At 57.4% G+C, this 13,695-nt stretch carries 13 protein-coding genes; 8 read left to right on the top strand and 5 right to left on the bottom strand.

The genetic code is table 11. From position 1 onward, the window contains the following. Positions 1 to 82: 82 nt before the first annotated feature. The 5 genes from PLH32_09530 to PLH32_09510 are packed head-to-tail and all read right to left on the bottom strand — an operon-like array spanning position 83 to position 4,207. Complete coding sequence (locus PLH32_09530; protein ID HQJ64836.1) at positions 83 to 1,315, bottom strand: ABC transporter permease; 1,233 nt, start codon at positions 1,313 to 1,315, stop codon at positions 83 to 85. Positions 1,316 to 1,348: 33 nt separating this feature from the next. After that, a complete protein-coding gene (locus PLH32_09525; GenBank protein HQJ64835.1) occupies positions 1,349 to 2,719 on the bottom strand; it encodes an efflux RND transporter periplasmic adaptor subunit in 1,371 nt (456 codons plus the stop codon). A gap of 54 nt (positions 2,720 to 2,773) precedes the next feature. Next, a complete protein-coding gene (locus PLH32_09520) occupies positions 2,774 to 3,166 on the bottom strand; it encodes a hypothetical protein (protein ID HQJ64834.1) in 393 nt (130 codons plus the stop codon). Then, complete coding sequence (locus PLH32_09515; protein HQJ64833.1) at positions 3,156 to 3,638, bottom strand: zf-HC2 domain-containing protein; 483 nt, start codon at positions 3,636 to 3,638, stop codon at positions 3,156 to 3,158. Before PLH32_09515 ends, PLH32_09520 begins: the two co-directional genes overlap by 11 nt. Next, positions 3,635 to 4,207: a sigma-70 family RNA polymerase sigma factor gene (locus PLH32_09510; GenBank protein ID HQJ64832.1), complete on the bottom strand. Its 573-nt coding sequence runs from the start codon at positions 4,205 to 4,207 to the stop codon at positions 3,635 to 3,637. The genes PLH32_09515 and PLH32_09510 overlap by 4 nt, the downstream gene beginning before the upstream one ends. Positions 4,208 to 4,590: 383 nt before the next feature. On the opposite strand from PLH32_09510, the gene PLH32_09505 reads away from it, so the two are divergent. The 8 genes from PLH32_09505 (at position 4,591) to der (ending at position 13,688) form a co-directional block, all read left to right on the top strand. Continuing rightward, positions 4,591 to 5,508, top strand: a complete 918-nt coding sequence (locus PLH32_09505; protein HQJ64831.1) for a hypothetical protein — start codon at positions 4,591 to 4,593, stop codon at positions 5,506 to 5,508. A gap of 35 nt (positions 5,509 to 5,543) precedes the next feature. Continuing rightward, positions 5,544 to 6,698: a tetratricopeptide repeat protein gene (locus PLH32_09500; GenBank protein ID HQJ64830.1), complete on the top strand. Its 1,155-nt coding sequence runs from the start codon at positions 5,544 to 5,546 to the stop codon at positions 6,696 to 6,698. A gap of 127 nt (positions 6,699 to 6,825) precedes the next feature. Beyond that, positions 6,826 to 8,052, top strand: coding sequence for a hypothetical protein (locus tag PLH32_09495; protein HQJ64829.1), 1,227 nt, complete (start codon positions 6,826 to 6,828; stop codon positions 8,050 to 8,052). A gap of 48 nt (positions 8,053 to 8,100) precedes the next feature. Continuing rightward, entirely contained in the window at positions 8,101 to 9,030 is a 930-nt protein-coding gene (locus PLH32_09490) for a CsgG/HfaB family protein (GenBank protein HQJ64828.1), read from the top strand. Between the two features lie 82 nt (positions 9,031 to 9,112). After that, positions 9,113 to 9,865, top strand: a complete 753-nt coding sequence (locus tag PLH32_09485) for a FecR family protein (protein ID HQJ64827.1) — start codon at positions 9,113 to 9,115, stop codon at positions 9,863 to 9,865. 4 nt (positions 9,866 to 9,869) lie between these two features. Continuing rightward, on the top strand, positions 9,870 to 11,096 hold the full coding sequence (locus PLH32_09480; protein ID HQJ64826.1) for an AI-2E family transporter: 1,227 nt from the start codon (positions 9,870 to 9,872) through the stop codon (positions 11,094 to 11,096). Then, on the top strand, positions 11,086 to 12,369 hold the full coding sequence (locus PLH32_09475) for a DUF512 domain-containing protein (protein HQJ64825.1): 1,284 nt from the start codon (positions 11,086 to 11,088) through the stop codon (positions 12,367 to 12,369). Before PLH32_09480 ends, PLH32_09475 begins: the two co-directional genes overlap by 11 nt. Beyond that, on the top strand, positions 12,366 to 13,688 hold the full coding sequence (der, locus tag PLH32_09470) for a ribosome biogenesis GTPase Der (GenBank protein HQJ64824.1): 1,323 nt from the start codon (positions 12,366 to 12,368) through the stop codon (positions 13,686 to 13,688). Before PLH32_09475 ends, der begins: the two co-directional genes overlap by 4 nt. Positions 13,689 to 13,695: the final 7 nt, after the last annotated feature.

Here is a 13,695-nt window from a genome sequence, read left to right as displayed (position 1 = left end):
CAAATTTATTGGGAAGGGTTGTCCGTGTGCGGCTTGCGGCGGCAGAAATAAAAAAAGCCCGGAGAGGATCCGGGCCTGACGGTTATTCGTAGCGCAAGGCGATGATGGGATCGAGCAGGGAAGCCTTGCGGGCCGGATAGAGGCCGAAGAAGAGTCCGACGGCGGATGCGAATCCAAAGCTGAGCAGAATGGAAGCCGGTGAGATCAGGGTATTCCAGTGTGCCAGGGCCGAAAGCAGGTAAGAGATCAACACGCCGAGAATGATGCCGATCGTGCCGCCGGCCAAACTCAGGGTCACCGATTCCACGAGAAATTGCATCATGATATCGCGGCGTCGGGCGCCGATGGCCTTGCGAATACCGATCTCGCGCGTCCGTTCGGTGACGGAGACCAGCATGATGTTCATGATGCCGATGCCACCCACTACCAGGGAGACCCCGGCGATGGCAGCCAGGAGGAAACCGAAGGTCTTGTTGGTCTCTTGCATCGTGCTGATGATGTCGGACTGGTTGCGGATGGAAAAATCATTGTCCTGGTCGCGGTTGAGGCGGTGCTGGCGGCGCAGTATCTTCTCGACCTCGATAAGGGCTGCATCGACATGGGTTTCATCGAGAACCTTGACGGTGATACCGGTAAGGTAATCTGCTCCAAAAACGCGGCGCTGCGCTGTAGTGACCGGGATGAGGATCTGATCGTCCTGATTCATCCATCCCTGCTGCCCCTTGGTCTCGAGCAATCCAAGGACGACGAAATTCTCCTGGGCGATGCGGATGGTCTGGCCGACCGGGGAGGCTGCGCCGAAGAGATTCTTCTGCACTTCGGTGCCGATCACAGCCACGCGCTCGGTGTTATCCATCTCGTCCTGGGTGAAAAAGCGGCCGCTCGTGACTTTGACGTTGCGGACGGCGCCGTATTCCGGCACCGTGCCGACAATGGAGGTATTCCAGTTTTTATTGCCGAACTGGGCTTGCGCATTGCGGCTGTATTCGGGCAGCACAGCGGAAAGATAGCGGCCACTCGCTTTCAGGGCGGCGACATCCTCTTCTTTCAGAGTGATCATGCTGCCGGAGCCGAAGTGAATGTGACCCTGACGGGAAGAGCCAGGCCGGATAAAGAGCAGGTTGGAACCCAAGGCCTGAACGCGGTCGGCGATCGCCTTTTGCGCCCCGGAGCCAAGCCCCACCATGGCGATGACGGCAGCGACTCCGATGATGATTCCCAGCATGGTCAGGGCCGCGCGCATCTTGTTTGCTGCCAAAGAACTGAGGGCGATTTTAAAGCTCTCGCCGAATTCCATATAGATACTTTTTTTCACGGTATTCCTCTAAGCTCCAGTGAATACTAAGGGTTAATTGCTGCGAAAGCCGCTGCGCTGACTTTCCATCGCGGTCATCCTTTGGCGCATTTGCGCGCTCGCCTCGGTGGCGCGGGAGTAGAAGGTATAGACCACTTCATCGTTTTCGTTCAGACCCGCCAGGACCTCGGTCTGGTCGAGGTTACTGACGCCGGTCCGCACCATTTTGATGCCGTACTCATTCCCTTGCTTGACCAGCACACCGCGGCGAAGATCCTGCTCTTCATCATTTCCCACCGGCGTCTGCGGCCGCTCTCCGGCAACGCCAGGCGTTCCAGCGCCCGGACGACCGGCAGTGGCGAAGCTGCCAGCAGCGGGAGGTCTGCCGGCGCCCGGGCGCTCACCGCCGGCCATCATGGGACCACCAGCCATCGCGCCGCGCTTGCCTGCTTCCTCCGGATGCGTCAGCAGACGCAACTTGCCCAGTTCCTGCTGCAGCTCCTTACGGGTCATCAGCGCTTCATTGGGCACAAGCAGCACATTCTTCTTGTCGGCCACAAGAATCTCCACCGAGGTATTCATGCCGGCCTTGAGTCTGCTTTGCGGATTTTCAACCTCGATGGTGACCTCGAAGGTGGTCACATTAGAGACTACTTTGCCCTGTGCGGCAATCCGGATGACCTTGCCGTTGAATACCTTGTCCGGATAGGCGTCGGCCACCACGGTCGCGCTCATTCCGGGCTGAATGACGCCGATATCCACTTCATCAACATCCGCCTTGACATAGACGCGGTTCATATTGGCCACGGTGGCGATCAACGTACCGCCCGATACAGAGGAAATCCCAGAGGCGATGATCTGGCCGACCTCGACATCCTTGGTCAGCACGACGCCATCGATGGGGGAGCGGACGATGGTCTCTTTCAACCGGATGTCTGCATTGTCGAGATTGATTTTAGCGCGGACGACCTGGGCCTGGGCATCGACCAAAGCCAGTTTGGCGGCATCGAAATCGGCCGCAGAAAGCAGCCCTTTTTTATACAGTTCCGATTTGCGGTCAAAGTCGCTCTGTTTCTGGGCCACCGTCGCCTCGGCGACTTGCAAATCCGCTTTTGCGGTATTGTAGGAATTTTGCGTGTCTTTCTGGTCGAGCAGGGCGATCAGATCACCGCGCTGCACCGGGTCCGATTCCTCAACTTTCATCTCTTCAATCTGGCCGCTCGCCTTGCTCTTGATCTCGACCTTGTTGATCGGCTCGACAATGCCGCTCGCCGAAACCTCGACGCGGAGATCTCCGCGCGTGACCTTGTCTGTTTGAAGCAGAGTGGATTGTGCTGCAGCCGGCACGGCTTTGCTGCTGCGGGTGAAAAACCAGACGGCCAGAAGGGCCACTAGAACAAGGAGTGCGATAATCCATTTTTTCATTTGTATCTGTGCTCCATGAAAACCAAACATGATTCGGGTTAATTAGGCTTGAGGTCAATTGTCCGCGGGTTGATGCCGGCGGAATTTTTCGTCTTCTTTGCGGTTGAATTCGATAAATCTCTGCTGCTGTTTGGGTGAAAGCACCTTGCTGAACTCTCTGCGGAACTGATCCCGGATCCGGCCGAAGGCCGCTTCATTGCATTGACGCAAGGAATCGTGCTGTGTCCGGATGTACTTCAACTGAGCCTTGAGGCTTTCAATCTGACTGGCATTGAGTGACAACTCCCGGGTGAATCGCTCGATGATGGTGGCGTTAAATTGTTCTGGAGAAAGCCGCCCGCGATGCGTCCGTCTGAAATCCGGCGCCTTGAAGACGGCAAAGCAAAGGAGGAATCCCAGAATAAATGCCGCAATGAGGCTGGCGATGGCTTTGGTTTTACCGGTCATGGTCGCTCTCCTGAAGTGGTTCTCCTGGCTGATTCAGCACGAAACGCAGGGCGTCTTCATCGTTGGCGAGGGCGGTCCAGCTGCCATTGCTCTCGTAGACCGCCGCGTAGGTTTTTGTTGCCTGCTCGTAGATGCTTTCCTGGCGCGCCGGCCACAACAACAGGAAGGTGATGAGCAGGAGCAGCGCAACGACAGCGGGCTGGAAAAGCCGTGGAATGGCCTCGAAGCCGTTCCAGAAGCTTGCCCGCCTTTGCAGCGCATCGTATCGGGCCATGATTCGCCGGGCCAGGTAGGGGGGAGGCGTGGGCTTGGGGAGACGCTGCAGGGCCTCCCGGAGTGGATGCATCGCAGCAACCGCTGCCGAACAGGCGGGACAACGCGCCAGATGGGCTGCAACACCACGCTCCTGTCTCCTGGGCAGGTTCCCCTCCACATAAAGCGTCAGCAGAGCGTGGGGATGTCTCTGGATCATGATGGCTCCTCCATAAAAGGCTGCAAAAGGGCGGCCAACTCCTTGCGTGCGCGGAAAAGACGCGATTTGACTGTGCCAGTAGGCCAGCCCAGGGCCTCTCCGATCTCGGTATAGCTCAGCTCCTGCAAATCCCGCATGACGACGACTGTACGCAAGGTGCGTGGCAAAAGCGCCAGGGCCTTGTGCAGCGCCTGAACCTGTTCGTTGTGTTCGGCCACCGCATCCGGTCCGGGATCGGCCGTGTAAAGGTGCATGTTCTCTTCATCGGACACATCGTGCTCGACCGGTTTGCGCACTTGATGGCGGCGGCGTTCGTCCCGGTAAAGATTGACAGCAATGCGAAAGAGCCAGGCCCGAAAAGGTGCACGAAACTGGTATTTTTTCAGAGCCTGTAACGCCCGCAAAAAGGTCTCCTGAGTCAAATCCTCCGCCAGGCTCCGGTTGCCGCATAGATAGAGCAGAAGGCTGTAGAGCTCACGCGTATGAATTGATACCAGCCGGGAGACCGCATCCCGGTCGCCATCCTGCGCGGCCCTGATCAACTCATACTGCTCATCAACGTAAGCCATTGGCATCCCGGGTATTGGATTCATTGATAATAACGGAACAAGGTGCAAAAAGTTCTTCATTCAGACGAAATTCGCCCGATAAGCTTGCTCACCGAAATAGAACACGCATTCGCCTTGTTTTCATTCATGATTGGGCGTCGCCCGGCATCTTTCGCGATCAGAGGCAATCCGCACTTTGCGCTTGACAATCACTGGCTACTTTATTAAGTTAAATAATATACAAGTTACATAATAAGGGCCGGTTTCGCCGGTCACGATTCCAGGGATGAAGACGGTTGCCGGAACGAATGGAACCCTGCCTTTTGTGATGCCTATCACCGGACCTGTTCGCACTGTAGTGTATACTATGCTATCTGATAACCCCTAGCATTGAGGAGGCTGAAATGAGAATCGAGCGTTTAATGATGCTGATCGCCCTGCTGCTGGTGGCAGCTGCTCTGCCCTGCCTCGCCCAGAGCGTCACTCAACAGGTCGGGACCGTTGGGAGCATCGATTGGAGCAATCAAATCCTGCGTTCCACCGGAGTAGGCGCTCCTAATCCAAACATGCCCGAAACTGCGCAACGCGCCGGCGCCCTGGAAGCAGCCAAGCGGGTCGCGCTGCGCAATCTGCTGGAGACCGTCCAAGGGATGACCCTGGACTCCGAGACGACTGTGCGCAACTTTATGACCGAAAATGACATCATCGTCACCAAGGTGAAGGGCATTCTCCGCAATTTTACCGTCGTTGAAACCAAGTACATGTCCACAGGCGATATCGAAGTCACCATTGAAATGCCCATCTCCGGTGCCCTGGCTGACGCCTTGTTACCGCAGGGCGGCGGCTTGACACTCGGCCCGGTCAGCACGGTCGGCCTCTGCCCGACCTGCGGCCAACCCTGGCCCGCCGGACGCCCGGTGCCCGCCGGCGTTGTCCTGCAGCAATCGCAGGGCACCACGACACCGGCACTCCAGAGCACCGGCGCTTATACCGGCCTGATCATCGATGCCAAGGGTCTCGGGCTGCGTCCAGCTATGGCCCCCAAAATCCTGGACGAGTCGGGCCAGGAAATTTACGGTTCCAAATACGTCAGCCGGGACTGGGCGGTCCAGATCGGCATGGTCGGCTATGACAAGGATCTCAACCAGGCAAGAAACAACGACCGGGTCACCGCCAATCCCCTGGTCGTCAAGGCGATCAAGGTCGCGGGCGAGAACAAGGCCGACGTGGTCGTTGCCAACGCTTCGGCTGCAGCTATCCGCAATGCGGCCGCATCCCAGAATTTTCTCGATAAATGCAAGGTCATGTTCATTGTCGACTGACCTGCTGTACCGGTCCAAGCGAAATGGAGAATAGCATGAAACCAAGCGTATCAATTCTGGCAGTTGTCGGCTTGATTCTGGCGTTTCTGGCCGTGGGCTGCGGCCCCAAGCCCATCAAGGAGGCATCGGTTCAGGATACCCCGGAAAAACATTACGACCGCGGCATGTATGAATTCGACCGCGGTAATTTGAACTCCGCGCAGTCCGAGTTCGAACGCGCCCTGGCCCTCAATCCCAATTTCGCCGAAGCTTTTGCTGGACAGGCCATCATTTTGGCTACCCAGGGGGATTATAAGAAGGCCTACGAGCTCGCCGATAAATCCATCTCCAAGAACGGCAAATCCATCGAACCCTACATCATCAAGGGCCGCATACTCAGTATGGAACGCAAGGGGGACGATTGGGTCGAAAAGGCCGTCAAGCAGTTTGACAAAGCACTCGAGATCAATCCCTCCTCCGCCAAAGCCCTCTTTTTCAAGGCCGAAGCCTACAAGGATGGCTTACAGTTCGGTGATGCCGTGAACACCTACAGCAAGGTCATCGCCCTCAAGGGCGACTATGCCGGTCAGGCGGACCGGGCCTGGGAACAGGTGCAGAAGATCCAGCGCGCCGCTCCCGGCACCAAGGTGGGTGCCAAAATCGCATTGATCGACGAAATCGATCGCGCCGATGTCGCTGTGCTTTTCATGGATGAATTAAAACTGATGGATCTCATCAGCAAGAAGCGTGTACCGACGTATGATACCGGATTCAAGGCACCTGAAGATCCCACCGCCATGAAAACCGCCGCCGCTGCATCCGAGGCAGCGGCGACCGATATCGATACCCATTGGGCCAAGAGTTGGATCACGGAAATTGTCAAAGCCAAAGGCATGGAACTCTTTCCCGACCATACCTTCCGCCCAGATGACAAGATCACCCGCGTGGATTACGCCATGTTGCTGCAAAATGTCCTGATCATGGCCACGGGAGATGAGAGTCTGGCGACCAAATATATCGGCCAGCCCTCGCGTTTCCCGGATGTCAATGCCAGCAACTATGCCTACAACGCCATCTGCCTCATGGTCGATCGCGGCATCATGAAAGCGGACAAAATGACCGGGGCCTTTGATGTCAAAGCCCATGTATCGGGCGCCGACGCTCTGCTGATCATTCGGGATTTTCAGAATGCTCTGCGCATGACTTTTTGATCGGCGCTTTACAGCTTTTGCGGGTACTTTAGGGTGAGCGGAAAAATCAACGCGTTCCCGCTCACCTTTATTGTTCGTATCCCGACCGGCTCATATTCCCACACCTTCCTCTGAGGAGCTTGCCTTGATGAGAAGCAGACTATTCTCTGTCGTGTACGCACTGGTACTCTGCTGCGGTGTTGCCCTGGCGCAAACGCCAGCGGGCGGTACCCAGGTGGAATCCACCGGACTGGGGGCCATTACCTACAACGACATCCCTGCGGCGCGCGACCGCGCCATGGACGATGCCAAACGCAAGGCGGTGGAGTTCGTCCTCGGCACTTTGATCGACTCCCGAACCCGAGTCGAAAACTATCAGGTCATGGAGGATCAGATTCTCTCCTGGACGCGTGGCTATGTGCGCAACTACAAGATCCTCAGCGAAGGCAAGACCGCGGAGGATATGTATGAGGTCAAAATGCTGGCTACCGTCGACCAGGCCAACATTTCCCGGGATGTCGAGGCGGTGCAGAACTTGCTGCAAAGTATGGGGAACCCCCGTGTCATGTTCCTCTTCGACGAGCAGAACATCGGCGAGGCCGTCGACCGGTACCACTTCTTTCAGGTCGACATGACCGCCACGGAAACCTCCCTGATGAACAAGTTCCTCGAGAAGAATTTTCAAGTCGTGGATCCCGGAACCGTCCGCCAGAACAAGGAGCGGGATGCAGTCGTGGCTGCGATCAACGGCGATTCCAAAGCCGCCGCAAGCATCGCTGCCGCGCTGGATGCGGAGGTGGTCATCACCGGAAAAGCCGTGGCCAAGGTGGCGAGCGGCGTGAATCTCGGCGGCATGAAATCCTGCCAGGCCAGTATCACCGCGCGGGTCATCGATGCCGATGTCGGCACCGTGATCGCCACCAGCAGCAAGTCGGCTGCCTATCCCCATATCGATGAAATGGTGGGAGGGACCAAGGCGATTGAAAAAGCGGCTAATCTGCTTGGTGATGAGCTGATCGCCCGCATCCTTGAAAAGTGGCGAAGCCGGGTCTACAGCGCCAATTCGGTCAAGCTGTTGGTAACCGGTCTGAATAACTACAACGAAGCCGCCAACTTCCGCGGCGCCCTCAGCTTCGCCGCGCGCGGCATCAAGGCGGTCACTCAACGCAACCTCGCCGGCAATACGGCTGAATATGAAGTCCAGATTCAGGGCAATGCCGATCAGCTCGCCCGCGAACTGGACCAACGGGTGTTGGCAAATTATTCGCTGGCGGTACAAAACGTCACCGCCAACAAGATCATGGTCAAGCTGGTCCATGCGGAGCCTTCGCCGGCTCCGGAGCAGCTCCCATCCGGCAATCCCCAACCCGAATAAACCGGTGGGACGATGGCGAAGCGGGTCATCTCAAGAGAGGAGTGGCGCATGCGCAGGATGAAAGCGGTCTGTGGGGGAGTTGCAACATTGCTGATGCTCATGATGCTGGCCGGCAACCTGCTGGGTCAAACGGCTCAGATGAAGAAACGTATCGCGGTGTTTTCCTTCGAGGACAAAACCAACCACCAATACCACTGGTGGAGCGGACAGCCGGTCGGCGAAGGGATGGCTGACATGTTGATCACCGAGCTGGTCAAAAGCGGCCGCTACCAAGTGCTCGAACGTACCGAGATCCAGAAGGTCATGAGCGAACAGGCCCTCGGCCAGTCCGGTGCCGTTACCCAGGAGAGCGCCGCCAAGGTCGGCCAGCTGCTGGGTGTCGAGCTCGCTGTCATCGGCGCTGTCACCGAATTTGGCTGGTCAGAAGGCAATATGGGCGGCAGCCTGGCCAAAAAAGGGCTGGGCCTTGGTGTAAAGACAACCTCCGCCACCGTGGCCGTCGATGTCCGCCTGGTGAACACGTCGACGGGGGAGATCCTCGCAGCGGAGAATGTGCGCAAATCAGAATCGAAAAAGGGCCTATCGCTCAACACCAATGCCTTTGATTTCGACAATCGCGACAAGTTCGATGAATCGATCGTGGGCAAGGCCACCCGCCAGGCCATCGACGAGATCGTCCAAAAGATCGATGAGAACATGGCCAACGTCAAATGGCAGGCCAAGGTGATCAAAGCCGATGCCCAGGTCTTCATCAATGCCGGCGCAGCATCGGGCATCGAAAATGGCCAGCAGCTGCTGGTTTTCCGCGCTGGCGAAGAGCTGGTCGATCCCGACACCGGCGCCTCACTGGGTTCGGAAGAGACTCAGATAGGCGTGATCGAGGTGGTCAACAACAACGTTGGCAACGGCAAAGCCTCGATTTGCAAGATCATCAGTGGCAACGGCTTCCAGCGCAACGATATCGTGCGCATGAAATAGCAACCCACCGTCTGCGGCGGTAATCGGCCTCGACTCCGGTCTTCCGCCGCAGCGGCAACGATTCCATCGAAGGGGAAGACCCATGGTTGGTTCCTGCAAACACCCTTTCAACGGCTGGATGACCGCACTGCTGCTGCTCCTGATGGTGCTGCCGGTTCTGGCCGAAAAAGTCGGCACCATCACCTTTCTGCTCGGGGCAGCGGATGACATCCGGATCCAGTCAGCGGCGACCTCCACCTGGACTCCCGCCAAGCTCAAGGGCAGCGTCATGGACGGCGACCTTATCCAGACGCGGATCGAATCACGCTGTGAAATCACCATGCTGGACGGGACGATCATCCGCATCGGTGAGAACAGCAGTTTCCACTTTGTCGACGTAAACCTCAAGACCCGGGTGCGCACCTTGAGGGCGGAGATGCCGGAAGGCAATGCCTGGATCAATGCGGCCAGCGCCAAGCCGGGTAAAAAGGACTTTCAGCTCAAAGCCCCAACGGCCGTTTGCGCCATTCGCGGCACCATCTATCGCGTCGCGGCCGACAGCGTAACCACCTGCAAGGTCTATGACGGCAAGGTGGAGGTGGGCCCGGTCTCGGCCTGGTCGGTAAAAATGCCTCGTCAGCAGCAGAGCGGTCCCCCGCAAGAGGTATCCGGACCGAAGCAGATTCCCGGCCCCTTCGAAGTCAGCCTGGAACAATGGCAGCAAATTGTCCGCGGCCAGCAGATTGTTGTCCGCAAGGATGGCAAATTTGCCAAATCACCCATCGATGAAAAGAGCGATGCCGCCGACGACTGGGTGAAATGGAACAAACAACTGGATGCCAAGGCCAGACCGTAAACGCATGAATCCGAATCAGCCTAAATACGACGTTTTCGAGATCCTCTTCATCGTCTTCGTGGTCATGTTGCTGGCCATGTTCTTCTGGACCATGCGCGTCGCCTTGATTCCACCCTTGCTGGCGATCATTCTCGCAGCGATCCTCGCTCCGCTGTACAACAACCCGATCGCCCGCCGACTGCTGATCCTGGTGGTCGTTGTTTTCGCTCTCTGGTTCATTCGCGATACCCTGGATATTTTGACCCCCTTCATGATCGCCTTTGGACTGGCCTATCTCTTCGATCCGCTGGTGACCCGTCTGGAGCGCCGGAATGTACCCCGCCTCCTCAGTGTCAGCATTATCGTCATTCTCAGCGTTGGTGCCTTCGTGCTTGTGCTGATCCTCTCAATTCCTAGAATCATCAACGAAATCGGAAACCTCGTCTCTTTCTTCATGGGCCTGCCGCCTAGGATAAGCACCTGGATCAACGAGGATGGCGCGGCGATTTTTGGCCGGACCCAGGAGGATATTGCCAAGATCCAGGAAATCCTCAACCGCGAGGTATCAGGGCGTCTGGCGCGGATGTCCGATACGCTCATCCAGAAGGGGGTTCACTTCACCCAAACCCTGCCATCCATCATGCCCAAGGTCCTCTACCTGGTGCTGACGCCCTTTCTCTTCTTTTATATCCTTAAGGATTTTCACAAGGTGCGGCGCTGGATCCTCGAACTGCTCCCGATCGAGACCAGCTGGGTGGTCCGGGAATATGTGGAAAAAGTGGACTCGATCATCGCCGGATTCTTCCGTGGCCAGTTCATCGTCTGTGTTATTGTGGGGGTGCTGACCACCACGATTCTGCTGCTGCTGCGCGTCGAGTACGCCCTGCTGATCGGCATTATGGCGGGTGCGCTGAATATCGTGCCGTATGTCGGCCTTGCGATCACCCTCTTTGTCGGCATTCTGACCGCCATCGCCAGCCCGGGACCGATGGTGACCTGCCTGAAAATCATCCTTGCGGTGGAAAGCGTGCGCATTCTGGAAAATTCGGTGCTCTCGCCGCGTATCGTCGGCAACCGAGTCGGCTTGCACCCGGTCTGGGTTATCTTTTCTATCCTGATCTTCGCCCACTTTCTCGGCTTTGTCGGATTGATCCTCGCCGTCCCGCTGGCTGCTTCGCTCAAGATTTTCATCTCTGTGGGCATCCATTCCTACCGGCGTAAAATTTGGCGCCGAACACGCAATGAAAATTAGCGTTGTCCATGACAGTTCTCCGGCAGCACGCCTCGGCTTGCTGCCCGGGGATGAACTGCTCCGCATCGATAACCATGAAATCCGGGATCCCATCGATTTTCAGTTTTACTCGGCGGAGGAGGAATATAGCCTGGTGCTCCGTCGCGGCACCCGGGAGTGGCGCGTTGAGGTCAGCCCGGAGGAGAGCGGTTGGCTCGGCCTTGAATTTGCCAACATGGAGTACCGCTGCTGCGGCAATCGCTGTGTTTTCTGCTTTGTCGACCAGAACCCGAGCGGATTACGGGATGCTCTCTATTTCAAGGATGAGGATTTCCGGCTCTCTTTTCTCTATGGCAATTATGTCACCCTGACCAATGTCACCGGCGACCACCTGGCGCGTATCGTCGAGCAGAGACTCTCCCCGTTGTACATTTCGGTGCACAGCACCGAAGACGACGTGCGCAGGAAAATGCTGGGCCTGCGCGGCAATGACCGCCTGATGGAAAAAATCGCCTTGCTCGCGGAGGGTGGGATCGAACTGCACGCCCAGATCGTGTTGTGTCCGGGCTGGAATGATGGCCTCCATCTGGAGCGAACCCTGACAGATCTGGCCCGATTCTCTCCTGCGGTGCGCTCCGTGGCCATCGTTCCCCTCGGTCTCACCGGACATCGTGTTGGTCTGACGCCGCTGCAACCGGTCACGCCAGCTGATGCGGCGGCGGTGCTGGATCAGGAGAAAGCCTGGGAACGCCGTTTCCGCGCCAAACAAGGGAGTGCGTTTGTCTATCTGGCGGACGAATTCTATCTACTCAGCGGCCGGCCTCTGCCGAGGGCTGCGCGCTACGATGACTTTTTCCAGATCGAGAACGGTGTCGGCATGACCCGGCATTTCCTCGACCGTTTTCAGCGCCAGAGAGGGCGCTTCCCGAAAGCGGTCAGACCGGTACGGGTGGTCATCGCGACCGGGCAGCTGGTCGCTCCGACCCTCGCCCGCGAGGTGCTCCCGGTTCTTCGGAAAGTTGCAGGACTGGAGGTGGATCTGGTGCCGGTGGTCAACCGGTTCTTCGGTGGTGGCGTGACTGTTTCCGGCCTGTTGACCGGTAGGGATATTCTGGAGCAGGTTCGCGACCGGATGCCCGCCGACCTCCTGCTGATACCGCCCAACTGCCGCAACGCTGACGGCTTGTTTCTCGATGATTGGGATGGTGGCCAACTCTCCCGCGAACTCGATGTGCCGCTCTTCGCTCCGGCGGAAAATTTTAGCGAACTGTTTGCCTATCTGAAGAAATCATGAAAAAAAGACCCGTTGTTGCCCTCGTCGGCCGCCCAAATGTCGGTAAATCCACACTCTTCAACCGCATCATCCGCCGGCGCGAAGCCATCGTTGATGATCAGCCGGGCGTCACCCGTGACCGCAAGTATCAGCCTGCGGAGTGGGCCGGCGTGGCTTTCGATCTGATTGACACCGGTGGCTACGTCGCCAGCAGCAAGGATATTTTTGAGGAGGCGATCCGCGAGCAGGTCCACTATGCCGTCGAGGAGGCCGACGTCATCCTTTTCGTCACCGATGTGACCACCGGGATCACCGCGCAGGATGAGGAGATCGCTCACCTGCTGCAGCGGGATCACGCCCGGGTGATCGTGACTGTCAACAAGGTGGACAACGAGATTCGCGAAGCCGATCTGGGTGAATTTTACCGCCTCGGGCTTGGCGATCCCATCCCCGTCTCCGCCATGGCCGGCCGCAACATGGGCGACTTTCTCGACGCCCTCATCGCCCTTCTGCCCAGAAAAGAGACGCCGCGCGATGAGGAGCACGGACAGTCTGTCCGCATCGCCATCCTAGGCCGGCCCAACGTTGGTAAATCCTCCTATGTCAACGCCATCCTCGGCGTCGACAAGCAGATCGTCACCCCCATTCCCGGCACCACCCGTGATGCGATCGACACCCAATTCCGCTACAAGGAACGGACCCTCATCCTCATCGATACCGCTGGCTTGCGCAAGCGCGCCCGAGTCCATGAGAACATCGAGTATTTCAGCACGGTGCGCAGCTATCAAGCCCTCGAACGCTGCGATATCGCCCTGGTCCTCGTCGATGCCACCCAGGCGATCGCCGATCAGGATCAGAAGATCCTCCAAGCGGCCAATGACGCGGGCAAAGGGATCGTCCTCGGAATTAACAAGTGGGATGCCGTGGAAAAAGAGTCCCAGACGGCGCGCAAGTTCGAAGCGGACATCCGTGATGCGATCAAAGACCTCGCCTATATCCCGATGATGTTTATCTCCGCGCTCGAAAAACAGCGCATCTTTAAAGTGCTGGATCTGGCGCTGGCGGTCTACGATGAATGTCAAAAAATGATCCCAACCCCGGAACTCAACCGTTTTCTCCAAGCTGCCGTCGAGAAGAACCACCCTGCAGCATACGGAACCAAGTGGGTCAAATTGAACTACATCACCCAAACCAAAGCCAATCCCCCGGTCTTTGTTATTTTCACCAACGAACCGCGCGGCATCAAGCAGAATTACCGCAATTATCTCGAAAACCAGCTCCGCGCCCAGTTTGGCTTCATGGGCGTGCCAATCCGGCTGGCATTCCGACTGAAGAACTGACCCCTTT

This window comes from bacterium, assembly GCA_035419245.1.
In the GTDB taxonomy this organism is placed as follows: domain Bacteria; phylum Zhuqueibacterota; class Zhuqueibacteria; order Residuimicrobiales; family Residuimicrobiaceae; genus JAKPUX01.
This window is presented reverse-complemented; position numbering and strand designations above follow the sequence as displayed.